Below are 26,078 nucleotides of genomic sequence, written 5' to 3' on the forward strand. Positions count from 1 at the left end.
AGATATACTTCGCATGCGGCATATCGGGAGCCATACAGCACCTGGCGGGAATGCAGAAGTCAGACATAATAGTGGCAATAAACAAGAATCCTGAAGCGCCCATATTCGAGATGGCGGATTACGCAATAGTGGGGGACCTGTACAAGGTTATTCCACAGCTTATTGAAGAGTGGGACAACGCCGAAGAGCTTTTTGATAGTATGCAATTTTAAAATTAAATTATAGAGGTGAACGAATTGGAAAACAAAATTACTTCAAAACAGATGCTTGGTGAATTGTTGGAAAATCACTACAAGGCAGCATTTGAAGCTAAGAAGAACGGTAAGCTTGTAGCCTGGGCAACATCTATCTGCCCCCAGGAGCTGCTGGAAACCATGGACATTGATGTAGTATATCCGGAAAATCATGCAGCTGCCATTGGTGCCAGGAAATGTGCTCCCGAGTTTATTGAGCAGGCTGAAGGGAAAGGTTATTCCTCAGACATATGTTCATATGCCAGGGTAAACATGGGATACACGGATATACAGTATTCCGAAGCTGAAAATATACCCATGCCTGACTTGATATTCTGCTGCAGCAACATATGCAACACAGTCATCAAATGGTATGAGAATCTTGCCAAAAATCTTAATATTCCGATTATTATGTTTGACATGCCATTCAACCACACATATGAAGTTCCTGAACACAGCATCGCTTATATGCGCGGACAGATTGAACATGCCATAAAGCAGCTTGAAGAAATAACCGGCAAAAAATTTGATTACGACAAGTTTGCAGAGGTCATGAAACTTTCCAACGAAACATGCGAATGGTGGAAGAAGGCTACTGATCTTGCAGTACATGTTCCGTCTCCTTTAAAAGGATACGACATGTTTAACTACATGGCACTGATTGTTTGCATGAGGGGTAAAAAGGAAGGCAAGGAGTTGTACAAACTTTGGTACGAAGAATTGAAGGAAAAAGCAGAAAACGGAATTGGACCGTTCCCGGATCAGGAAGAAGAATACAGGGTTATGTGGGACGGAATAGCATGTTGGCCGCATTTGTCCGTAACGTACAAGACTATGAAAAAATTCGGTATAAACATGGTCACTTCAACATATCCGGAATCCTGGAACGTGAGATATGAGACAAATGACCTTGACGGAATGGCAAAAGCTTACAGCTCAAACTACGCAAACAGAAACCTGGACTATGATACGCAAAATGTATCAAAACTGGTTAAGGATTTCAAATTGGACGGAATAATATATCATTCCAACAGAAGCTGCAAACTGATGGATTTCAGACAATATGAGGTTCAGAGAAGAGTGGAGGCGCAAACGGGTGTGCCGTCAGTTGTTTTTGACGGAGATCAGACAGATCCGCGAATCTTTTCAGAAGCACAGTATGAAACAAGAATTCAGGCGTTGGTTGAGATGATGGAAAACAACAAAAAGTCAAGGAGGAACCAGTGATGGCAGATTTAAGCGTATTAATTAGTCAGCTGGAAGAAACGGCTTTGAATCCGGGAAAGTCAGTGGCCCAATCATTGAACAGGACAGGAAAGGATGCCATCGGGTGTTTTCCGATTTATACACCGGAAGAGATTGTATACGCAGCAGGATTTCTGCCTGTAGGCATGTGGGGAGGAAAGACTGAAATAAAGCAGGCTGACAAGTACCTGCAAAGTTTCTGCTGCTCCATAATGCGATCAAACATAGAATTAGGCATGAGAGGAGTATACGACAGCCTTAAGGCCGTAGTTCTGCCAACATTGTGCGATACACTGAAGTGTGTCTGCGAAAACTGGAAGGTTGCCGTACCACAGGTACCCATAATTCCAATCGTGTATCCGCAAAACAGGCTTCTTGATTCGGGATTCAAGTACCTGCTGGCTGAATTTAACCGTGTAAAAGGGGAGTTAGAAAAGATCAAGGGCGAGGCCATAACAGAAAAGTCTTTGGAAGAAGCATTCAACATTTACGAAAACTATAGGGGGGCAATGAGGCAGTTTGTTGATGTTGCAAAGGATTATCCAAAAACAATCAACGCCAGGACAAGACATCTCATAATAAAAGCAGGTTACTTCATGGATAAGCCGTTCTACACTGATATAATCAACAAGATAACGGCTGAGCTTAAAAAGATTCCCAAGGAAGATGACTGCAAGTATGTTAAGGTTGTAGCCACTGGTCTGGTTGGAGAGCCTGTTGAGCTTCTGGAGGTGTTTTATGAGAACAACATTTCCATAGCAGCAGATGATTTCGCACAGGAATCAAGGCAGTTTAGAACACCTGCAAGAAAAGAAGGAAGTGCTCTTGAAAAGATGGCATATCGAATAGTAGATCAAAGAGGCTGCACATTCCTATATGAAGAGAACAAGTCAAAGGGGCAGATGCTCATCAATATGGTCGAGGAAACAAAATCACAGGCAGTGCTTGTATGCATGATGAAGTTTTGCGATCCCGAGGAATTTGATTATCCGATTATTAAGGAAGAGCTTGAGAAGGCAGGAATACCTATTCTATATATTGAAACAGACATGCAGTTGGATTCGTTTGAGCAGATCAGAACAAGAGTTCAAAGCTTTGCAGAAATGTTGAGCTAAGGGGGATATTTATTTATGTATTTAGGAATCGACATTGGTTCATCATCATCAAAAGCAGCACTGGTAAACCATGAGAAGGAATTAGTAGCCACAAGCGTTGTAAACATGGGAACAGGCACCAGGGGACCAGAAGAGGCAATGAACAATGTTTTGAAAATTGCCGGTGTAACCAGGGAAGACATACACTACACCATAGCAACTGGATACGGCCGTGTCACGTTTAAGGAAGCAGACAGTCAAATAACAGAAATCAGCTGCCATGCAAAAGGTGTTTCTTTTATGATGAAGGATGTGGAAACAATCATCGATATCGGAGGCCAAGACGCTAAGGTAATTAAAATTGACAAAGACGGCAAGGTTAAGAATTTTGTCATGAATGAAAAGTGTGCGGCAGGCACCGGAAGATTTCTTGAGGTAATGGCAAGAGTCCTGGGATGTAAAATCGATGAGCTGTCAGACTTGGCAGACAAGGCTAGAATCAACATTCCCATCAGCAGCGTCTGTACGGTATTTGCTGAAAGCGAAGTGATTTCCAGACTGGCATCAGGTGCTTCAATAGAAGATGTTGCCAGGGGAGCACACCTTTCCATTGCAAAAAGGATAAAGGGAATGTGCAATCGCGTAGGGTATGAACCGGTTGTTGCAATGACCGGCGGTGTTGCTCTCAACAGGAACATGGTGTCGGTTTTAAGCGAGGAATTAGGCGTATCTGTATCGGCGGCTCCACACACTCAGTCGGCCGGTGCAATTGGTGCAGCAATTTTTGCATACGAAAAAGCAAATAAATAATATTTTAATCATAAAAATGACAAGGAGACCTTAAAATGGATTGGAAACAAATATATCAATCAAGACTAACCACGGCGGAAGAAGCTGTAAAAGAAGTTAAGTCAGGAGATGCAATAATTCCGTCTCACGCAGCGGCTGAACCCAAGCATATTATCAATGCCCTACTTTCAAGAAAGGATGAGCTTGAAGGAGTTGAAATCTGGCAGGGACTAAACATCGGAGATGCTCCCTATGCAAGGCCGGAGTACGCAGGACATTTCATAAACGTAAGCTTTTTCCTGGGAAAAAACAACAGAAAATGCATTCAATCAGGACAGGGTGAATTTGTCCCCATACACTTCTACGCACAGCCAAGAGCAATCAGGGAAGGACGCATCAAATGCGATGTTGCCATGATAAGCTGCACGCCTCCAGATGAAAACGGTTATGTGAACATGGGGACATCGTGCGATCAGACAAGGGTATGCATTGAAAAGGCACGCGTGTCCATCGCCCAGGTCAACAAAAACGTTCCGCGAGTATGCGGAGACACATTGATTCATGTATCCGAAATAGACCATTTTGTTGAGTACGATGAGGATTTGTACGAAATACCGCTGATTGAAAGCGATCCTATTTCCGAAAAAATCGGTTCCAACATAGCAGGTCTGATTAAGGACGGAGACACTCTGCAGATGGGACAGGGAAAGATTCCCAATGCAATATTGAAGTTCCTGGCAGACAAAAGGGATCTGGGAATACACACAGAAGTATTCTCAGACAACCTTATACCTCTTATTCAGTCAGGAGTCGTGAACGGTTCCAGAAAGACAATCAACAAAGGAAAGATTGTGGCTACATTCATACAGGGAACAAAGGATGTTTACAGGTTTGTAAACAACAACAACATGATATGCCTGAAGCCTGTGGACTATACAAACGATGTTGGTGTAATTGCTCAAAACGACAACATGGTGGCAATCAACTCAGCCCTTGAGGTAGATCTGATGGGACAGGTAGTGGCAGACTCCATAGGTCACAAGACTTTCAGTGGAGTCGGCGGACAGCTGGATTTCCTGCGAGGTGCAGAGCAATCCAAAAACGGAAGACCTATAATTGCATTGCCTGCAACTGCTAAAAACGGAACTGTTTCAAGAATTGTGGCAGGTTTCAAACCCGGTACTCCTGTTACCACCACCAGACAGGATGTACATTACGTTGTTACGGAGTACGGAGTTGCTTACCTTTATGGCAGACCAATCAGGGAGAGGGCAAGACTGCTCATTGAAATCGCCGCTCCGCAGTTCAGGGCGCAGCTGGAAGAAGATTTCTTCAATTACTACAGAAGCATGGCAGATTAAGATTATTGGGCAGTAGCGTAAGCTATTGCCCGCTATAAAACATGAAAGGCGGCATTTAATTGATAAAAGGCATTATTGCTCCAAATTTAACGTTTTTCACAACAGATGGAAAAGTTGATGAGAATAAATGCATATGGCATATGCACTGGATGCTTGAAAAAGGTGTCAACGGACTTTTTGTAACAGGCACATATGGCTCAGGCAGCCTCATGACTCTGGAAGAAAGAATAAAACTGTTTAAAACTGCCAGGACAATCAGCGAGCAACATCCGAGTTCTTTTGTCATAGCACACGTCGGATGTCCCGACACAGAATCATCGGTTTTATTGACCAAAGCCGCGCAGGAAGCCGGAGTCGATGCAGTCAGCGCCATAGTTCCATACAATTACAAATACACAGACGATGAAATTCTAAGGTTTTACAGCCAGGTAGTAAAATCTGCAAGCATACCGGTATATGCATACAACAATCCCGACCTGACCAATATTCCCATTTCGTTCAAGCTGGTAAAAAGACTTGAGGAATCAGGAGTGGCAGGATTGAAGGACAGCGCCATAAACATGCAGCTTGTCAGTTCGATTCTGAACAGCAATGCCATAAACGGACGAAGATTTCATTACATTTCCGGAACCACAACAGGATGGCTGGCATTTCAAAAAATTGGAATTGACACAATGATTGCAGGAATGTGCAACTATGTACCGGAAATTGTGGAAGCACTGTACCGCTATTCGTTTACGGATCCACATAAGGCATCAAGGGTCTATGAAATAGTAAATGAACTGGGCAGCAGCATAAAAGTAGGAAACAGCGTGGCATCCTCTCACATATCATTGAAGGCAAGGGGCTTTGATCCGGACTTTGCCAGACTGCCGCTGACAGTGTCCTATGATGATAAGAAGGAAAAAATATCACAAATAGCAAATCTCATAGATGAGGCTATCAGAAAGACAGACAGTTTGTGATCTAAGGGGGATTGATTGAATGTATCGGTTTTATTTTGACTGCGGCACCAGCAAAACCCGCGGGTACCTGCTGAGAGACGGCGATGTCATAGGTTCAAGGTCAGCAGACGTAGGGTCCAAGGATGTATCAATAAATAATGACAACAGCATTATGATAGGCAGCATGAGAGAAATCTATGCTGAAGTATTGGGCAAATTGCAGCTGATCGACAGTGACGTGAGTGACATCTATGCTTCCGGTATGGTTACAAGCCCATTTGGTCTTGTAGAAGTCAGCCACATCGTTACACCTGTAGACAAACGGACAATGAAGAACAACATTCATGATTACAGGGAAACAAAACTTTTTAACAGGAATATTAAGCTCATCCCGGGAGTCAAAACAGTCGGTGGGGCAGTTACGGTACAAAACATAGACGAAGTAAACAATGTACGCGGTGAAGAAATTGAGATTTTTGGCATATGCAATCATCTGCCACAGGAGGTGATTTCTGCAAGGCATGTAATAATACTGCCGGGCTCACACACCCATTCGGTTTTAATGGATGGCGGCACTTTAAAAGACATATATTCAACATTTTCCGGCGAACTGTTTCATGCGGTCAAGACATCCACCATATTGTCAAATTCCACTGCAGTACAGGATGAAAAGCCTCTGGACATGGAGGCTGTTGAGAAAGGTTGCAGCAATCTGCACAAATACGGTCTTCCCAGGGCCATTTACCAGGCTCACGCAATGAAGGTTTTTGGGGTAGGAGACAACAACGTCAGGAACGACTACTTAAATGCAGTCATAAACGGTTCTGTAGTCCAGTCTCTAAGCTTGAACATAGAAAGCATGTGGAAGGACGTCAGCGGTATAGTTGTTTACGCCGGTGAAAGAATGGCAGCCATATACTCCGAAGCAGTACGATTATTCATGCCTGAACTGGCAGGAAAAATCATATTTCTAAATCGTGAGCAGATCAATTGTGCTGTTGAAGGACTGCTGGCCATAATAAATTCATAGGAAATCAGGAGATTTATGAGAAGAGTGTTGATAACATCCAGGTCTTTCGGGCAGGTCAGCGATGAGCCGCTTAACCTATTAACCGATGCAGGATTTGAAGTGGATTTTTATAATGTGAAATATGAAGAAAAGGAATTTATTCAAAAATTGTCCGGGTGCGATGCGCTCATCATAGGGGCGAACCAGCTTACGGAAGAAGCCGTTGCTGCGGCTGTGAAACTAAAAGTTGTAAGCAAGCACGGAACAGGACTGGATAACATCGATCTTGATGTGACAAAAAAATACAAAATACATGTGACAAACGTGCCTGCTGCAAACTCAAACGCTGTGGCAGATCTGGCATTTTCACTGATGCTGGATGTGGCCAGAAAGACATCCTACGCATCAAACAAAGTGAAAAAAGGTCAGTGGCCCAAAGTCATAGGAGTTGACGTTTGCGGCAAAACATTATCACTTATCGGATTTGGAGAAATAGGGAAATGTGTGGCAAGAAGAGCCAGGGGATTTTCCATGAACGTACTGGCTTATGACCCGTACATAAAAAAACTGCCTGACGAATTTAATTTCGTAAAGCTGGCAACCTTTGAGGAAGCACTGGGAAATGCGGATTTCTTGTCGGTTCATGTGCCTCTGACAAGCGGTACAAGGGGTTTAATAGACAAAAATGAGCTTCAGATGATGAAAAAGGGCAGTTTTATCATAAACACATCAAGAGGCGGTATTGTATCAGAAGACGATTTGATTGAAAGCATTGAAAAAGGCCATACGGCAGGGGCAGGACTTGATGTTCTGGAGACAGAACCAATAAATGCGGGCAGTAGGCTGGCAGAATTGGATCAGGTTACAATTACTCCTCACATAGGCATGTATTCCCATGAAGCAATAAATACGGTTAGCATGGTAGCGGCGCAAAATGTAATCGAATTTTTTGAAAAATCTGAATGAGTAGGTCAATACTTTACTTTAGAAAATCAGACCTTTCTAGCGCAGGCAAATATATAAGAAATTGTGGTTAAAAATAAGGGAAAAAATTTTAAGAGACGTTGAAAGCTCTTGTAAAAGCAAGGGCTTTTTTGTATTTTATTAACTAGAACAAGCTTTTATCCATTAAAATTCTTGCTTCACTTTGATTAGAAAGCCAATTTGTATGCATAGAGTATGAAAATGGTGAACAAGCAGATAAGCTAATTATTGAAATCGTCGTTTTTATAAAGTTTTGACCTTAAAAAATATAGATGTATATACATATTAAAACAAAAAAGACTAAGAAACTCTTATCGTTTTCATCATTTTGTGATATAATTTTAATTGATTGACATCAAGATAATAATTTTATTTATATTAATAATATTATCATAATCGTTTTTTTATACATAAATGCTCCACAATATAAGGAAATAACAACTATAATGCTTAATGAAGAATAAAATCAGAATACTATTTTAGGAGGAAGTGTTATGTCAATTTTAATAATTGGAGCTTTATTTCTATATGGAGTATTTATGTTTTATATTTCATATGTAAGTTCTAAAAAAACACATGGTGATGCTACGGAATATTTTGTAGCTGGTAGAAGTGTTGGACCTATTGCATTATTAGGAACAATGTGTTTGTCTATATGGAGTGCATTAGCTTTTTTTGGTTATGGGGCTGGATTGTATAGACAGGGAGTTGGCTATTTTTCTGGAGCAGTTGGAGCATATTTTGTAGGATTATACGCACCGACTATACAATATAGATTATGGATATTAGGTAAAAAATATGGATATATAACGCCAGGAGATTTCTTTCAACATAGATATAACTCTAGAATTTTTACTTTAATTACAGCCGCAATAAATGTTATTTTTATAATACCATATATAGCATTGCAAATAATTGGTGTAGCTGATGGTGTAAATATTGTTTCATCTGGACGGATAGGATTTTGGGTAGTAGTGGCAATATTAACTGTATACATAGTATTTCATATATTGAAAGGAGGATCAAATTCAGTTGTAAATACTGATATAATGGCAGGATTTTGTGGTGTTGGGATAGCAATCATTACTACAATTATTTTTATAAAAGCTGTACTAGGTAATAATAACGGTTTAGCATACGCTACAAAAATAATAACGGAAACATCACCTAACACATTAAAAGCGACAGGTGAATATTCAACTTGGTATGGGATTTTAGGATTAGCAATATCAGCTGGAATGAGCATAATTGCGTGGCCACATATATTTGTTAGATCGTATATGGCAAAATCAGAATCAGTTTTTAAAGTTATGTCAATAGCATTTCCTTTATTAGAACTATTATGTTTCGGGCAATTTGCTTTGCAAGGAATTTGGGTAGGCAAGGTTGCTTATCCTGGATTAACAGGGGTAGCAACTGATAGATTAATACCAATGATTGCATTAAACTATGCACCTACTATTATGAGTGCCTTACTAGTAATTGGTGTTTTCGCATTTGGTATGTCAACAGCTGATTCACAGATAGTTGTATCCTCTTCTGTTATTCAAAAAGATATCTTCAGAGAAAAGGGTAATGAGCCAAACACTTTAAAGAAAACAAGAATATGGATTGTGGCGATGATGGCAGCTATTTTGATTGTAGTAAAATATAGACCAGCATTACTAGTTGATTATGCATATAAATTTTCTGCTCCTGGTTTTGCACAATTAGTACCGGCAATGTTTGGAGGACTTTATTGGAAAAAAGCGACAAAAGAAGGAGCTATTTCAGGTACTATGGTTGGCTTAGCTGCAGTTTTGGGAACCTTATTTATAAATAATCCAATAAAAGGAGTACATCCGATTTTATGGGGACTAACTCTTAATACAATAGTGTTTATATTAATTAGTTTAGTAACAAAAAACGACGAAAAAGCAGTTTCGGAAATAGTTGATTATTTTGATACAATATTTGCAGCACAAAATAATTTCCAACATAAAATTATTTTGTGCTGCATTGCAATAGCTTTCGTTCAGATGATTATAACCCCTTATTTACCAAATATAATTTTGTTTGGATGGATGCCAGGTCAAGTATTTAACTATGTATTGTTAGCATTTGAAGTATCAACAATTGGCTATTTTTTAGGAAAGAATCGATTCAAAGCTACAGAAGGTAAAAAATAGGGGAATTTAACAAGAAAAATATACTACCATTATTGAGTTTATGATTTAAATACTGTTTAGACTAATAAACTTATGAAATTAAATAGATTCAGTTTGTGAAAGTTTGCTAATTGGAATATAGTAAATGTCAAACTAGAAGTAGTGGAAAACCTGTTTTTGTACAACTGGATGGTTAAAGCCGATATAAGGGCTCAACCACAAACTGAGATGTTCGTTAAAAGTAAGTGGTTGAACCCAATTATTTATCTGTAGTTTTCTATAGAAATATTGTATTTTTCTAATTTTCTGTATAAAGTTCTACGGCTTATTCCTAGTTCATCAGAGGCCTTAACAGCATTGCCTTGACTACTGATTAACGCTCTTATTAATTCATCTTTTTCAAGATTAGTTTTTTTATAATTTAAGTCTTCATAATTTGAGATGCTTTCATAATGAATACTCTTTATTTTTTTTGATTGAGTAAAAGGTGGTTCTATTTTAATATCATCACTTTCGAAAGCATACAGTAATTCATATGATAAATCTTTAATAGTTATTTCATCAGTATCTACTATGTTTATAGCTCTTTCAACTATATTTTCCATTTCTCTCACATTTCCAGGCCAAGAATAATTTATCATTGCGTTCATCGCCGCGTCATCAATTTTAGTAACATTCTTATTCAAGGAGTAATTGTAATAATTAATAAAATGATAAACTAGGTCAGTAATATCTGATTTTCGTTCTCTGAGCGGAGGTACATTTATTGTAAAAACATTAAGTCTATAATACAAATCTTCTCTGAAAGTATTGTTTTTAATACATTGAAATAAGTTTTTATTTGTAGCTGCTATTATTCTAACATCAATAGGCTTTGGTTTATTACCTCCTATACGTACTATTTCTTTATTTTGTAACACTCTGAGTAAATTTACCTGAGTATCTAATGGCATATCTCCTATTTCATCAAGGAAAACAGTTCCTCCATCTGCTAGCTCAAATTTTCCAGGTTTTCCTTCTTTTATAGCTCCTGTAAATGCACCACCCTCATATCCAAACAGTTCACTCTCAATAAGACCTTTTGGAAGTGCACCGCAATTTATTGCAATGAAAGGTTCGTTATGTCGTGAACTTGCATTGTGAATAGATTGAGCGACCAATTCTTTTCCTGTACCACTTTCTCCTAATATTAAAACATTAGATATACTTTTTGAGGCTTTCTGACACAGTTTTTTTACATAAGAAATTAGTGAAGAGTGACCAATTATGCTATCTATTGTATAGGTTGCTGAAAATCCACTATATTTATTTACTATTTTATGTATTCGTTTCATTTCTCTAAATGAAATTACATAACCTTCTATTTGATCATATTTATTATTGTAATTTACAGTTGTTATACTGCAGCTAATATTTTTAACTGTTATTTCAATATCCATATAATTGTTTGTTATATTTTCAAAATTTAATATATGCTTATCATATTCCAATATATCATTAATTCTTTTATTAATGCAGTTTGAATGTAAGTTAAACATTTCTAATGCGGAATGGTTTAAATGGAGTATGTTACCATTTTTAGATACTACTATAATTGCAGAATTTATAGAATTTAATGTTGTTGATAGTTGATTGTTAGCAATAAATATTTTATTATAAGCATTTATTATTTTCATTTCCTTTTCTATTCCATCAACAGCGGCAACAATCATTCCTAAAGTATGACTGTGAACATTTTCTTTTATACCAGTAATATCCAAGCAACCTATAATATTATTATCTTCGTCATGTATAGGCGCAGCGGAGCAAGTATACTTTTGATGAAATTTAACCCAATGCTCTGAACCGTATACTTGAACAGGTTCATCAATCGCGAGACTTGTAGCTATTGCATTCGTTCCAGCATAATATTCTCCCCTATTTGCTCCTATGCATAGGCCGCTGTATTTATTTGCTGAAGTAATTATATCCTCATCTCCAACTAAACTAAGAATTGTTCCATCTTCATCTGTTATATATACAACAAATCCAGATCCTTTAACAAATGAATATATTTTATTTATGTATGAGGATGCAACATTTATGAGATTTTGTTTTCTTAAAATTATTCGATTTAATTCTTCTTTTGATATAACTTGATTCTTTATTTTTAAAGGATCTACACTATATTGGCGAGATCTTTTCCAAGAATCTAAGATAATAGATCTCATATTTGATTCTATGCATGTATCACCGTATATGAATTTTTTCCATTCCTTTGATACAACTTTATCAATCTCTTCATCAAAAAACATACAATCTCCTCCTAGCATCTATTAATAGTATAAAAAAATTATCGATATATGTCAAATTTATTTTGTGACATATGTGACATATTTGTCTCAATGGCTATATTCTATTGTTTGCTGAAAAACATTGAAAAACAGCCAATTTTGTTTTGGCATGATTATTGCTTATATTATTGTATCGTTAGGTTTTTACCTGATAAAATGATTGTCTTTTGTTGTAATTTTATAAATATTAAGGAGAAGAAGCATGAAGCAATTATTAATTAAACCAGAAATACACAAATCAAACACATTTGATGAATTTTACAATGAATTTAATGTGGGCGAAAAGGATTTGATTTTAACAATTGATCCGATTTTTAGTACGTACTTGAAAGACCGGAAAGAAAAATTTAATGTTGTTTTTCCGGAACATTATGCATTAGGAGAACCGACAGATGAGATGATTGATAAGATCCTAGCTGACACTAGAAAAATTGATTATGACAGAGTCATTGCTATAGGCGGTGGTAGCATATTGGATATTGCTAAATTATTTGCATTAAGACAAGCTGAAAGATCTGAACAGTTATATTTAAGAGAAGTTCCCATAATCAAAGAAAAAAAACTAGTAATAATACCTACAACATGCGGTACAGGAAGTGAAGTAACGAATATATCAATAGCACTGGTAACAAAGAAAAATACAAAGATGGGCTTAGCAGGGGATGAGCTATCAGCAGATTTTACCGTGCTAATACCCGAGTTGCTGCTTAAATTGCCGTATAAAGTTTTTGTAACCAGTTCTGTAGATGCATTAATTCATGCGGCTGAATCATTTTTATCTCCCAAAACATGCAGCTATACGGAGTTGTTTAGCGTAAAAGCAATGGAAATTATACTTAAGGGATATATGGAAGTTATAGAAAAGGGTCAGGAACACTTTAGAACAATAATTGAAGATTTTTTGGTAGCAAGTAATTATGCAGGTATAGCTTTTGGGAATACAGGTGTGGGTGCTGTACATGCTATGTCATACCCGCTGGGCGGAGTTTATCATGTTCCACATGGAGAAGCTAACTATCAATTTTTCATTGAAGTATTCAAATACTATGAAAAGAAGCAACCTAACGGAAAGATTCAAGAAATAAAGAAATTGATCGCCAATGTTATAGGAACGACTGAAAATGAAGCTTTTGAAGACTTGGGACAACTATTGAATAACTTATTAGCATTAAAGCCATTAAAAGAATATGGAATGAAACATGAAGAAATTGAGTCCTTTGCAAAAAACGTTTTAGAAACACAGCAAAGATTACTAAAAAACAATTATGTGCCTTTTTCTGAACATGATCTAATTAACATATATTCAAAGTTATACTAAATTTTGGTTGTTTTACAGATAGATGGCTAAAAGCTATAACGACAATACTGGCACATGTGACTATCTCTAATAATTCATAATGTTTTTAAATTAATTAAACTCGTATATAAAACGCGTTGATATGAACTATTAAGACCAAGTTTTATTTTGAATATACCGAAGTTTAATTAATATTATTTCAATTTTATAAGGAGGAAAATATGAAAAGTATAAAAGGCTACAAAAAAGAACAACTGATTGATTTTTATACAACTATGTATAAAATGAGAAGATTTGAAGAAGAAATTTTCGAATTTTATAAAAAGGGAATGATGGCTGGATTAGCTCATTTATACATGGGGGAGGAAGCTGTAGCAACAGGCATTTGCTCAGCACTTAAAGAAGATGACTATATTGGATCAACACATAGAGGTCATGGTCATCTTGTGGCAAGAGGAGCTGATATAAAAAAAATGATGGCGGAAATATTAGGAAAAGCAACAGGTTACTCAAAAGGAAAAGGGGGTTCAATGCATATTATGGCACTTGATAAAGGTATTCTCGGTGCGAATGGCATAGTTGGCGGAGAAATTCCTATAGCAACTGGAGCTGCATATTCTGCCAAATATAGAGGAACTGACCAGGTAGCTGTATCTTTCTTTGGTGATGGCGCTTCAAATGAAGGTACCTTTCATGAAAGCATAAATATGGCATCAGCATGGGACTTGCCAGTTATTTATGTACTAGAAAACAACCTTTATGGCATATCAGTAGATACTAGAGATGTAACAAATGTAACAAATTTAGCAGATAGAGCACATGGCTATGGAATACCAGGCGTTGTTGTTGATGGTATGGATGTTGTAGCAGTTTATGAAGTCGCGAAGGAAGCTGTTGAAAGAGCAAGAAAAGGTGAAGGTCCTACACTACTGGAATGTAAGACATACAGATGGCAAGGGCACCACGTAGGAGATCCCGCTGTTTATAGAGCGAGAAGAAATCCCAATGAAAAGGAAGAGTGGATGAGCAAATGTCCTGTCGCTAGTTTAAAGGAAACATTAGTTAAGGAGAATGTTTTAACTAAAAATGAGATTGCAGAAATAGAAAATACAGTTGAAACAGAAATTCAGGAAGCAGTAAAATTCGCAGCTGAAAGTCCATATCCAGATGTAAGCGAAGCTTTTACTGATATATATGCATAATTGGAGGTAAAAATTATGAAGGAAATTACGTATGCACAAGCAATATGTGAAGCGCTCGACGAAGAAATGCAAAGGGATTACAGCGTCCTTACACTAGGGGAAGACGTTGGTTTTATTGGAGGAAACTTTAAGACGTCAGTAGGGCTGTTGGATAAATATGGAGAAATGCGAGTAAAAGATACACCAATCTCAGAACAAGGTTTTGTTGGTATGGCAGTTGGAATGGCAATAACAGGCTTAAGACCAGTAGTAGAATTGATGTTTTCTGATTTTTTATTGGTATGTGCAGATCAAGTTATTAATCAGGCTGCAAAAATCAGATATATGTCCGGTGGACAAGTTACAGTCCCAATGGTAATTCGAACTCCAATCGGCGCGGGAAGGTCATCAGCAGCGCAGCACTCACAAAGCATGCAAGCTTTAGTAGCTCATTTTCCAGGTTTTATAGTTGCAATGCCATCAACAGCACAGGAAGCTAAGGGTTTGCTAAAGACAGCTATAAGAGATAACAATCCGGTTCTTGTTCTTGAACACAAAATGGAATATAACAAAAAATTCATGATAGATGATGAAGTCGAACCAATTCCATTTGGTAAGGCCAATATAGTAAGAAAAGGTACGGATATAACAATTTCAGCAACATCAGCTTTAGTTATTAGGTCACAAGAGGCAGCGGAAATCTTGGAAAAAGAAGGTATATCAGTAGAGGTAATAGATTTAAGAACAATAGTTCCGTTAGATAGGGAAACTATTATTGAATCAGTTAAGAAAACCGGGAAATTGATAGTTGCAGATGATAGCCATGATTTCTGTGGGGTAGCATCAGGAATATCCGGAGAAATAATTGATGAAGTATTTTATTACTTGGATGCTCCTATAGGAAGAGTATCAACACCTAACGTACCACTTCCATTCAGCCCTGCATTAGAATTCCCGATTATACCGTCAAGAGATAAGATAGTGGAAAAAATAAGAGAAATGTTAAAGTAAGGAGATGACTAAATGGCAGAAATTATTATAATGCCAAAACTTGGCTTTAATATGTCTGTTGGAAAACTTGTTAGTTGGTACATGAATGAAGGAGACCAGGTAAAAAAAGGGGATCCGGTTTTTGCTGTAGAGACTGATAAAACAAGTATAGATATAGAAGCAACACAAGATGGCTTTTTCAGAAAAAAATTTATCGAAGAAGGAGAGAGTGTAAATGTTACACTTCCTATAGCTATAATTGCCGATAAAAATGAAAATATAGATGAAATAATTAATGATTGTTTAGCCCAGTTAGGTAATAAGGGGGCAGAATCAAATGAAGAAGCAAAGGCACAGACATTAGCAGCAGTAAAGCAGGAAGCTGTTTCTATAACATCTGTGGATGGAAAAATTAAGATAACACCAAGAGCCAGAAGAATGGCAGCAGAAAAGGGAGTAGACATAACAGAACTTAATATAGTTGGAACTGGTTATAAAGGTGGAATTTCTGAAAAAGATTTACTTGATTACTTAGCTAATAATAAAGTAAAAGTAACACCTTTAGCAAAAAAATTAGCTGAAGTTGAAAATATTGACATTAAAGATGCATTAGGCTCAGGTATAAACGGGAAGATACTTAAGAAAGATGTTGAAGCTCTAATAAAAAGGGAAGACATACAGGAAACAGCTGCAAGTGATGAAACTTTCATTAACGGGAAAGAAGTTTTAGAAATATCAGAATACACAGGTGTAAGAAAAATTATCGGAGACAGATTATCACAAAGCTTTGTAACATCACCGCATGTATTCTTTACACAAAAGATTAATTTGCAGAAATTATTAGATTTAAGAAAAGATATAAATATCGTTATAGAAAGCAAGACATCAGTAACGGATTATATAGTTAAGGCGGCTGTAAAAGCATTGCAGAAATATTCTGACGTAAATGCAGCTTTAAAAGGACAAAAGATTATTAAATATAAGACTGTAAATGTAGGTATTGCTGTAGCTGCACCTAATGGTTTAATAGTTCCTGTGGTAAAGAATGCGGAAAAAATGGATGTAATTGAAATTTCGAAGGCTTCAGGAGTGTTAGTTGAAAAGGCAAGAAACGGCAAGTTGATACCGGATGAATATACTGGAGGTACTTTTACTATATCAAACTTAGGTATGGTTGGAATAGAGAATTTCACGGCAATAATAAATCCACCAGAGGCAGCAATATTGGCAGTAAGTTCAACTAAGGATGAAGTAGTTGTTGAAGTCGGTGAAAATGGAAACAGAGAAATGGTAATAAGACCAATGATGAACATTACATTATCGGCTGACCACAGAATTATTGACGGAATGTTGGCTGCTCAATTTGTGGGTGAAATAAAAAGGTTATTGGAGAATCCATTAAGTTTATTGTTATAAATAAGGAGTAATAGAATGGCAGAAATAATAATAATGCCTAAACTTGGTTTTAATATGTCAGTCGGAAAACTTGTAAGTTGGTACAAGAATGAAGGTGATGAAGTTACAAAAGGTGAGCCGGTTTTCGCAGTTGAAACAGACAAAACAAACATAGATATCGAGGCAACATCTGACGGAATATTCAAGAAAAAATTCATCGAAGAAGGCGATGTCATAGATGTAACTTTGCCAATAGCTATAATAGCAGGTAAAGATGAAAACATAGAAGCTCAAATTGCAGAGTGTCTTAATAAACTTGGGAAACATGAAGAACCTGTATCAGGAGTTATAGGAAATAATTTAGAAACAAACAAAGTTTCTTCATCTTATGATTTTGATGTATTAGTTATCGGAGGAGGCCCAGGTGGTTATGTAGCTGCAATTAAAGCTGCACAAATGGGCAAAAGGACTTGTTTAATAGAAAAAGAACACTATGGCGGAGTTTGCCTGAACGAAGGCTGTATTCCAACGAAAGCATTACTGAGAAGCGCAGAGGCTCTAAAAGAGGTTAAAGAAAGCTCAAAATTCGGTGTAGTTAATGTTGAAACAGCAGATGCAAAGCTTGATATGAAAATAGTCCAGAAGAGAAAATCACAAATTGTAAAACAATTAGTAAGCGGTGTAGAAGGACTTCTTAGAGGCAACAAGGTCACTACTGTTAAAGGTATGGGAAGTTTTGTTGATAAAAATACAGTTGCAGTTGGTGATAAAAAATATACAGCTGAAAAGATAATAATTGCATCCGGCTCAAATGTAAAATTGCTTCCAATTAAAGTAAGTGAAAAAGCTAATGTGTTAACCAGCAAAGAAGTATTGAATCTGGATTATATTCCAGAGGATATAATAATAATTGGTGGAGGTGTAATAGGAATAGAATTAGCCTGTTTTCTAAACAGCATTGGAACAAAGGTAACTGTTGTGGAATTTTTAGACAGAATATTGCCAATGGTTGATAGAGAAATAACTGACAAATTGACAAGGTTATTGACTAAAGCAGGAATAACAATTTATACAAGCAGTAAAGTAATGGAAATCAAAGATTCTTCAATATTGTTCGATAAGGAGGGAAATGTAAAAGAAATTTCTGCAGGCACTGTTCTAATGGCGGTAGGAAGAAGTGCAAATACTGATGGATTAAATCTTGAAGCTGCAGGCGTTAAAACAGTAAAGGGTTCAATAGAAACAAATTTAAAGTTAGAAACAAGTGTTCCAAACATTTACGCAATAGGTGATGTTAACGGTAAAGCAATGTTAGCACATACTGCATCAATGGAAGGTATAATAGCAGTTGAAAATATTTGTGGCCATAATAAAGAAATGAATTACAGCAGAATACCGAGTGCTATATTTATTCAGCCTGAAATTGCATGCGTTGGACTTACAGAAGAACAAGCTGCAGAAAAGTATAAAAATATAAAGATTGGTAAATTCCCGATGGTGGCAAACGGTAAAGCTAAGGTTTCAGGTGAAGAAGAAGGAATTATCAAAGTAATTGTTGATGGCAAATTAGGCGAAATATTAGGAGTGCATATGTTTTGTTTACATGCAACAGACATGATTTCTGAAGCTGTGGCAGCAATGAATCTAGAAGCAACAGCCGAAGAATTGATTAGCAGCATCCATCCTCATCCAACAATATCTGAAGCGATACAAGAAGCTTTTCATTCAGCTGTAGACAAGGCAATCCATTTCATGTAATTCATCAGTAGCTTCATAATATTTAGATGTTTTTAGTTGATGATATATATAATCATATATGAGTTTTAGTGATTATGCAGCTGAATTAAATACTGTGACACACTGTGTCATAAATATCACAAAATGGCACAATTGTAAAGATAATTATATGACACATGATTAAATGGTTGATAAATAATGTTAGATCTAATAGATTGTGATTAGCTGTAGTTAAGGAGTATAAAGACTTGCTTTATAAATCAGACATTAAGTAACAGATACTTAACGTCATGGCATAAAATTTGCAAAATACCATATTAAAGGGATATTAGTCTAGTATCATATATATGGAGCTAAATTAATATTAATCTAAAATCAAATTATTAAAGGAGAAAGTGCTATGAAAAAAACTTTATTATTATTCGCAATTCTGTCACTAATACTTGGACTTACAGGTTGCGGAAGTAACAGCAAAGCAAGTACCACAGAAAGTACCACTGATTCTAAAAAGGCAGTAGAAGTAGAAGACTCTTATAAGTTTAGTATTGCTCATTTACAAAGTAAAGGCAGTGCAGGTGCAGATGCTTTCACATACTTAGAAAAAATTCTTGAAGAAAAGTCAGGAGGTAGGATTGACGTTACTATTTATGGCGACAAATCAATGGCTGGAAGCGATACTGAACTTGGAGAAATAGTGCGCCAGAATACTGTTCAATGTGTAGCCGTGCCAACACACACTTTAGGTGCAATGGCAAATATTCCTCAATATAAAGTATTTGAATTCCCTTACTTATTTGAAAGTTGGGAAGAAATTTACAAAGTACTTGACAGCGATTTAGCTGCAGAGTGGTCAAAGACATTGGAAAAGGAAGCAGGCGTTGTTGTTTATGACGGATTAGTTAAAGGGTGGCTGAGTATTGGAACAAAAGGCGGTCCAATAAATACACCTGCTGATCTAAAAGGTATGAAGATCAGAACAATGTCAACCGATATGCAGATGGGTCTTGTTAGTAGTTTTGGTGCAAGTCCTACAGTTGTTGCATATGGAGAATTATACACAGCAGCACAGCAAGGGACAGTTGATGGAATGTTAACCGCTACATCGCTTTATCAAACTGATAGATTTTGTGAAGTCATTGATCATCTTTCAATTGTGAGAGCTACAGCACACTTCCATATTCCTATAGTTAACAAAGAATGGTTAGATTCTTTACCTGAGGACTTAAGGACAATATTTGATGAATGTATGGATGAATATGTTGCATATGCACGTGAACTTGAACAAAAGGCAGATTCAGAAGTAATTAATACACTTCAAACTGTTGAGGGAGTAGAAGTTAAAGAATATACGGAAGAAGAATTGGCTCCATTCAAGGCAGCTGTTAAACAAATGTGGGAAACGAACTATAACATCCCAGGCGAAGGCGTATTAGATGAGGTAATAACACTTCTTGGAAAGGATAAAGCAACTATATTAAACTAAAATATCTTAGCACTTAATTCAATTTAATCAATCATAGCTGTTCATCAGAAATGATGTATGGCTATGATTGAAAATGAAAGCTAATAGTTAAAAGGAGTGTTAGATCTTGAATAATAAAAACAAATGGTACAATGAAATTGAAAGTACAATATGTGTAATAATAATGATTTTTATGTTAGTAACACTATTTTTTCAAGTAATAGTAAGATATTTATTTGGATATTCATATGCTTGGATAGATGAGTTATCAAGATATTCATTAATATGGTTTGCTTATTTAGCTGCAGTCTATGCTATTATTCATAATGCCCATATAAAAATAGACTTGTTTTTAAATGTATGGCCGAAGAAGGTCAGAAATTTTATTCAGTTATTAAGTAATGTAATTTTCTTTATATACTGTATTGCTGTTACCTACTTCAGCACTCACTGGCTGATAGGCTTAAATAAAGCAGGAACAGTATCTATGGGAACCGGTGTATCAATGGCGCTTTTTTCTTCGATTATTCCATTAAGTCATTTTTTAATGGCAATTCGTTTGATTCAATTGGAAGTTAAATTGATTAGAAATCCGGAGTTGTTAGTACTTGTAGATGAAGCGGATGCTGCTATTCAAGAGGCAAAGACAGGAGGAGTTAATAAAAAATGAGTGGATTGTGGATGATAATTATATTTTTGGCATTATTGTTTTTTCATGTTCCAATTATGATAAGTATTGGTGTAGCGAGTGTATCATATTGTTTATTATTAACAAATACTCCAATGGCAATGATAGCAAATGTTTATTTTACATCACTAGATTCTTTTCCTTTGATTGCAATTCCATTTTTTATTTTAGCAGGTGATTTAATGATGCAAGGGGGGATTTCTTCAAGACTAATAAAGTTTTTTAGAATATCACTTGCTTCCTTTGCAGGATCATTAGGTGCAGTAACAGTCGTTGCAAGTGCTGTTTTTGCAGCAGTTGCAGGGTCTGGAACAGCTACAGTTGCTTGTATAGGAGGAATTACAATACCTGAGATGATAAAAGAAAAGTATGATAAGGGTTTTGCATGTGCTTTAGCAGCGGTTGCAGGGGGCTTAGGACCTATAATTCCGCCAAGTGTGGCTATGATTCTTTATGGAGTTATATGCCAAGTATCAATTACTAAACTATTTATTGGCGGTATTGTTCCAGGTTTACTAATAACCATCGGTCTTATTTTACTAGTTCATTATATTGCCAAGAGAGATGGTTATGGAAGCGAGAATATTGAAGCTACAGATAAAGAAAATCCAGAAACGTTAACTCTAAAGGGTGCGTTTAAAGATGCAATATGGGCATTTATGGTTCCCATAATTATCCTTGGCGGTATTTACAGTGGGTTATTTACTCCAACTGAAGCTGCAGTCGTAGCTTGTGTTTTTGCAATGTTTGCTGGGTTGTTTATATATAAGGAATATAGAATAGGAGATATTCCTAAAATTATGAAAAAAACTGCATTGACAGCCGGTACTATTATGCTACTAGTAAGCTGTGCAACAGCACTCGGAAGATTACTTACTTTGGAAAGAGTGCCAGTTCAGATTGCTGAATTTTTAATTGGTATTTCTGACAATAAGTACGTTATTCTTCTAATAATTAATTTATTTTTACTAGTTGTAGGAATGTTTATGGAAACATATGCTGCGATTATTATTTTGGCACCAGTATTATTACCGACGATGCTCCAATTAGGTGTTGATCCATTGCATTTTGGGCTAATAATGGTCGTTAATCTCACGATAGGGTTATGTACGCCGCCTGTTGGAGTAAATTTGTTTATAGCTGCAAGAATTGGAAATGTTCCAATGGAGCGTATGTTCAAAAGTTTAATAGCTCCTTTATCTGTAATGCTTATTGTCTTAATGTTAATAACTTATATTCCGGGTATTGTAACCACATTACCCAACCTACTTGTTAGGTGATTGGTAATATATAAAGTATTGAATAATGAATGACAGAACATGGGAACAATCATCGGTGTTCATAAATATGAATAATTTGGGTAGGTAACACAATCCTATCATGTTGAAATTCTAAATCAGTTAAATATATTTGGAGAATTATACGAAAGTATTAATTGATATTATGAAGAATACTTGGTTTTTAGTAAAATAAAAAATAGCTTTATATTAAGTTAAAATATTAGGAGGAATATATAATGGCATTAATGACTGGTGAACAGTTTATCGAAAGTATTAGAAAGATGAATATGCAAATTTTCATGTTTGGAGAAAAGATTGAGAATCCCGTTGACAACCCAATACTCAGACCATCTCTGAACTCTGTAAAGGCAACCTATGATTTGGCACAAATGCCTGAATATGAAGATTTAATGACAGTAAAATCATCTATTACAGGAGAAAAAATCAATCGCTTCTGCCACATCCATCAAAGTACGGAAGATTTGATCAAAAAGGTTAAAATGCAGCGTTTACTGGGACAAAAAACTGCTTCCTGTTTCCAGAGATGCGTAGGAATGGATGCTTTTAATGCAGAATTCAGTACAACTTATGAAATTGATAAGGCACATGGAACTAAATATCATGAGAATTTCGTTAATTATATGAAGTTTGTTCAGGAAAATGATATGACAGTTGATGGAGCCATGACTGACCCTAAGGGAGACAGAGCACTATCTCCAAGCAAACAGGCTGATCCTGATTTGTATCTGAGAGTAGTAGAAAGAAGACCAGACGGTGTAGTAGTAAGAGGAGCAAAAGCTCACCAAACAGGTATCTGTAACTCACAGGAAGTAATAGTAATGCCTACAATTGCATTGTCTCCTGAAGATAAGGATTATGCAATATCATTTGCTGTTCCTGTTGATGCTGAAGGTATATTGATGATAATAGGCAGACAGTCATGCGATACAAGAAAACTGGAAGGCTCACAGTTAGATGTAGGAAACAGTCAGTTTGGCGGCGTTGAAGCTTTGGTAGTATTTAATGATGTGTTTGTTCCCGATGACAGAATATTCCTGAATGGAGAAACTGAATTTGCTGGAATGCTTGTTGAAAGATTTGCAGGATACCACAGACAAAGCTACGGCGGATGCAAGGTTGGAGTTGGTGACGTTCTTATAGGAGCAGCAGCTTTGGCAGCTGATTACAACGGAGCACAAAAAGCATCTCACGTTAAAGATAAATTGATTGAAATGACACATTTGAATGAAACATTGTATAGCAGTGGTATAGCTTGCTCAGCAGAAGGTTCTAGGACAGAATCAGGAAATTATATAATAGATTTACTTTTGGCAAATGTATGTAAGCAAAATGTGACCAGATTCCCATATGAAATTGCAAGACTGGCTGAAGATATTGCAGGCGGCTTAATGGTAACTGCTCCTTCTGAAAAGGATTTAAAAGATCCGGTAGTTGGACCTTATGTAGAAAAATACCTGAAGGGTGTAAATGCAGTTTCTGTTGAAAACAGATTAAGAATTTTAAGATTAATTGAAAACCTGACATTAGGCACAGCTGCAGTTGGCTATAGAACAGAATCTATGCATGGTGCAGGCTCACCACAGGCTCAAAGAATCATGATAGCTAGACAGGGAAATATTAACGGAAAGAAAGAGTTAGCTAAAGCAATAGCAAAAATTACAGAATAATTTTCGAACCCGGAACTCTTAGGGGTTCCGGGTAAACACAATGGAGCTTAGATGATTGAAAAGATAGAACATGTGCTTGATGAATATGTAAGACCTAAATTATCAGAACACTATGGAAATGTAAAAGTATTGGATTTTAAAGATGGTGTTCTTAATGTTAAGCTGGAAGGTCAATGTAGCAGCTGCCCATCAGCAAGATTTACAGTTGGAGATGTTATTGAAATAGAAGTTAAAAAACATGTTCCGGAAGTTGAAAAAATTGTATTGATTGAAGGTGTCAGTGACGAATTATTAGCTTTTGCCAGTAAAATACTGAATACGAAATTATAATAGGGTTATTTATGAAAATTGGAATAAAGTATTGCGGCGGATGCAATCCCGGCTATGACAGAAAAAAACTAGTTGAGAAACTTATAAGTGAGCACAAGGAAGCAATATATGAAAATGCAAAGGATAACATTTTCTATGATATTGTGGCAGTAATAAACGGATGCACCAGAGCGTGCTCTGAACACGAACCTTTTAAAGGCGTTAAAAAATTATTTATAAACTCTGAAAATGATTACTTGAAGTTTAGAGATGTAATACCATCAACTAAAATTACGGTGAGGAGGAAAGATTTATTGAGTTGGAAAGAAATATACAATGAAAGACTTTTAACAGCGGAAGAAGCTGTTAAAAAAATAAAATCTAATGACCGAGTTGTAATAGGACATGCAGTTGGAGAACCATCATATTTAGTTGGAAAAATGGTTGAAAATAAAGACCAATATGAAAATGTTGAAATTGTGCACATGGTAGCAATGGGAAAGGGTGAGTACGTTCAACCTGGTATGGAAAAACACTTTAGGCACAATGCCATCTTTGTTGGAGGATGCACACGTGAAGCTGTAAATGGAGGAAGAGGTGACTATACACCAAGTTTTTTTTACGAGCTACCTGAACTATTCAAATCATCACTTCCTATAGACGTTGCATTAATTCAGGTGACTCCTCCCGATGAGCATGGGTATTGTAGTCTTGGTGTTTCAATAGACTATACGAAATCTGCTGCTGAGTCAGCAAATATGGTAATTGCACAAGTTAATAAAAATATGCCTAGGACAATGGGGGATACATTTCTTCATGTTTCTGAAATTGACTGCTTTGTAGAATATTCAGCACCTATAATTGAATTAGGTCCTCCAAAAATTGGTGAAGTTGAAAAAGCAATTGGTGAGTACTGTGCTTCTTTAGTTTCAGATGGTGATACATTGCAACTTGGAATCGGTGCTATTCCAGATGCAGTTCTTCTGTTTCTAAAAAATAAGAAGGATTTGGGAATACATTCCGAGATGTTTTCAGATGGAGTTGTGGAACTAGTGGAAGAAGGTGTTATTACTAACAAAAAGAAGACGCTACATCCAGGAAAGATGGTTGTTGCATTTTTAATGGGAACTAAGAAGCTATATGATTTTGTAAACAACAATCCAATGGTGGAAATGTATCCAGTTAACTATGTGAATAATCCAATTGTCATTATGAAAAACGATAATATGGTTTCTATTAACTCGTGCGTGCAAGTGGATTTGATGGGACAGGTATGTTCTGAAAGCATAGGGCTTAAGCAAATAAGCGGAGTAGGCGGACAGGTTGATTTTGTTAGAGGTGTTACAATGGCAAAAAATGGTAGGTCTATAATGGCAATGCCATCAACAACAGCAAATGGAACAGTTTCAAAAATAGTTCCTATTCTCGATGAGGGCGCTGCAGTAACAACTTCAAGGAATGATGTAGATTATATTGTTACGGAGTATGGGATAGCACATCTTAAAGGAAAAACACTAAAAGAAAGAGCAGCAGAATTGATTCGGATTGCACATCCTGACTTCAGAGAAGGATTAAAGAAAGAATATGAAAAAAGGTTCAAGATAAAATGTTAAAGTAGAATCACAAAAGACACATTTTTTAAATATTGTAAGACTTTGCATAGATTGAATTAAAATTTCAATAAATGCACAAAGGCAAAGAATAAAAAGGGCAGAAATATAAGAGGCATTGAAGGCCCTTGCAATAGCAAGGGCTTTTTACAATTGGAACTTCAGGTTGATTTTAGTATATTGAAATATTTTTATATTTTATGATTGACAAGCAAAAATTATAGAGCTATAATACATGAAAATGATTCAGCAAAGGCGCTGTAGGTTGTACCTGCAGCGCCTTTTTTTAACAAAAAATAAAT

20 protein-coding genes and 1 pseudogene are annotated in these 26,078 nt (G+C 36.4%); 20 read left to right on the forward strand and 1 reads right to left on the reverse strand.

Translation table 11 applies throughout. The annotated features are described in order from the left end of the window. From AAGU76_RS19010 to AAGU76_RS19050, 9 genes and pseudogenes are all read left to right on the forward strand, one after another. A pseudogene (locus AAGU76_RS19010) lies at window positions 1-212 on the forward strand (electron transfer flavoprotein subunit alpha); the annotation flags it as partial. Between the two features lie 15 nt (window positions 213-227). Then, window positions 228-1,460: a 2-hydroxyacyl-CoA dehydratase family protein gene (locus tag AAGU76_RS19015; RefSeq protein WP_342487105.1), complete on the forward strand. Its 1,233-nt coding sequence runs from the start codon at window positions 228-230 to the stop codon at window positions 1,458-1,460. Next, window positions 1,460-2,593, forward strand: coding sequence for a 2-hydroxyacyl-CoA dehydratase family protein (locus AAGU76_RS19020; RefSeq protein WP_342487106.1), 1,134 nt, complete (start codon window positions 1,460-1,462; stop codon window positions 2,591-2,593). Before AAGU76_RS19015 ends, AAGU76_RS19020 begins: the two co-directional genes overlap by 1 nt. Before the next feature lie 15 nt (window positions 2,594-2,608). Beyond that, window positions 2,609-3,382, forward strand: coding sequence for an acyl-CoA dehydratase activase (locus AAGU76_RS19025; protein WP_342487107.1), 774 nt, complete (start codon window positions 2,609-2,611; stop codon window positions 3,380-3,382). A 35-nt stretch (window positions 3,383-3,417) separates the two neighbouring features. Beyond that, window positions 3,418-4,722, forward strand: coding sequence for an acetyl-CoA hydrolase/transferase C-terminal domain-containing protein (locus AAGU76_RS19030; RefSeq protein ID WP_342487108.1), 1,305 nt, complete (start codon window positions 3,418-3,420; stop codon window positions 4,720-4,722). Between the two features lie 59 nt (window positions 4,723-4,781). Then, a complete protein-coding gene (locus tag AAGU76_RS19035; RefSeq protein WP_342487109.1) occupies window positions 4,782-5,687 on the forward strand; it encodes a dihydrodipicolinate synthase family protein in 906 nt (301 codons plus the stop codon). Window positions 5,688-5,706: 19 nt separating this feature from the next. After that, on the forward strand, window positions 5,707-6,696 hold the full coding sequence (locus AAGU76_RS19040) for a 2-dehydro-3-deoxygalactonokinase (RefSeq protein ID WP_342487110.1): 990 nt from the start codon (window positions 5,707-5,709) through the stop codon (window positions 6,694-6,696). Between the two features lie 15 nt (window positions 6,697-6,711). Further along, a complete protein-coding gene (locus AAGU76_RS19045; protein ID WP_342487111.1) occupies window positions 6,712-7,641 on the forward strand; it encodes a phosphoglycerate dehydrogenase in 930 nt (309 codons plus the stop codon). 512 nt (window positions 7,642-8,153) lie between these two features. Then, window positions 8,154-9,827, forward strand: a complete 1,674-nt coding sequence (locus AAGU76_RS19050) for a sodium:solute symporter family protein (protein ID WP_342487112.1) — start codon at window positions 8,154-8,156, stop codon at window positions 9,825-9,827. 242 nt (window positions 9,828-10,069) lie between these two features. Here the strand turns inward: AAGU76_RS19050 and AAGU76_RS19055 are convergent, their stop codons facing one another. After that, complete coding sequence (locus AAGU76_RS19055; protein WP_342487113.1) at window positions 10,070-12,100, reverse strand: sigma 54-interacting transcriptional regulator; 2,031 nt, start codon at window positions 12,098-12,100, stop codon at window positions 10,070-10,072. Window positions 12,101-12,341: 241 nt separating this feature from the next. Between AAGU76_RS19055 and AAGU76_RS19060 the strand changes: the two genes are divergently transcribed. From AAGU76_RS19060 to AAGU76_RS19110, 11 genes are all read left to right on the forward strand, one after another. Continuing rightward, complete coding sequence (locus AAGU76_RS19060) at window positions 12,342-13,457, forward strand: 4-hydroxybutyrate dehydrogenase (protein WP_342487114.1); 1,116 nt, start codon at window positions 12,342-12,344, stop codon at window positions 13,455-13,457. 200 nt (window positions 13,458-13,657) lie between these two features. Further along, the gene (locus AAGU76_RS19065; protein WP_342487115.1) at window positions 13,658-14,638 is read left to right on the forward strand and encodes a thiamine pyrophosphate-dependent dehydrogenase E1 component subunit alpha; all 981 of its coding nucleotides are present in this window, start codon (window positions 13,658-13,660) and stop codon (window positions 14,636-14,638) included. A 15-nt stretch (window positions 14,639-14,653) separates the two neighbouring features. After that, on the forward strand, window positions 14,654-15,628 hold the full coding sequence (locus AAGU76_RS19070; protein WP_342487116.1) for an alpha-ketoacid dehydrogenase subunit beta: 975 nt from the start codon (window positions 14,654-14,656) through the stop codon (window positions 15,626-15,628). Between the two features lie 12 nt (window positions 15,629-15,640). Next, on the forward strand, window positions 15,641-17,023 hold the full coding sequence (locus tag AAGU76_RS19075) for a 2-oxo acid dehydrogenase subunit E2 (RefSeq protein ID WP_342487117.1): 1,383 nt from the start codon (window positions 15,641-15,643) through the stop codon (window positions 17,021-17,023). Between the two features lie 15 nt (window positions 17,024-17,038). Beyond that, window positions 17,039-18,760, forward strand: a complete 1,722-nt coding sequence (gene lpdA, locus AAGU76_RS19080) for a dihydrolipoyl dehydrogenase (protein ID WP_342487118.1) — start codon at window positions 17,039-17,041, stop codon at window positions 18,758-18,760. Window positions 18,761-19,139: 379 nt separating this feature from the next. Continuing rightward, window positions 19,140-20,222, forward strand: a complete 1,083-nt coding sequence (locus tag AAGU76_RS19085) for a TRAP transporter substrate-binding protein (RefSeq protein ID WP_342487119.1) — start codon at window positions 19,140-19,142, stop codon at window positions 20,220-20,222. A 106-nt stretch (window positions 20,223-20,328) separates the two neighbouring features. Beyond that, window positions 20,329-20,871 (forward strand): TRAP transporter small permease, encoded by a 543-nt coding sequence (locus tag AAGU76_RS19090; protein WP_342487120.1) that lies wholly within the window; start codon window positions 20,329-20,331, stop codon window positions 20,869-20,871. Beyond that, on the forward strand, window positions 20,868-22,169 hold the full coding sequence (locus AAGU76_RS19095) for a TRAP transporter large permease (RefSeq protein WP_342487121.1): 1,302 nt from the start codon (window positions 20,868-20,870) through the stop codon (window positions 22,167-22,169). The genes AAGU76_RS19090 and AAGU76_RS19095 overlap by 4 nt, the downstream gene beginning before the upstream one ends. A 236-nt stretch (window positions 22,170-22,405) precedes the next feature. Beyond that, the gene (locus AAGU76_RS19100) at window positions 22,406-23,857 is read left to right on the forward strand and encodes a 4-hydroxyphenylacetate 3-hydroxylase family protein (RefSeq protein ID WP_342487122.1); all 1,452 of its coding nucleotides are present in this window, start codon (window positions 22,406-22,408) and stop codon (window positions 23,855-23,857) included. Window positions 23,858-23,908: 51 nt separating this feature from the next. Then, complete coding sequence (locus tag AAGU76_RS19105) at window positions 23,909-24,187, forward strand: NifU family protein (protein WP_342487123.1); 279 nt, start codon at window positions 23,909-23,911, stop codon at window positions 24,185-24,187. A gap of 293 nt (window positions 24,188-24,480) precedes the next feature. Then, complete coding sequence (locus AAGU76_RS19110) at window positions 24,481-25,779, forward strand: acetyl-CoA hydrolase/transferase C-terminal domain-containing protein (RefSeq protein ID WP_342487139.1); 1,299 nt, start codon at window positions 24,481-24,483, stop codon at window positions 25,777-25,779. Window positions 25,780-26,078 lie beyond the last annotated feature (299 nt).

Source organism: Sedimentibacter sp. (genome assembly GCF_038562225.1).
Classification (GTDB): domain Bacteria; phylum Bacillota; class Clostridia; order Tissierellales; family Sedimentibacteraceae; genus Sedimentibacter.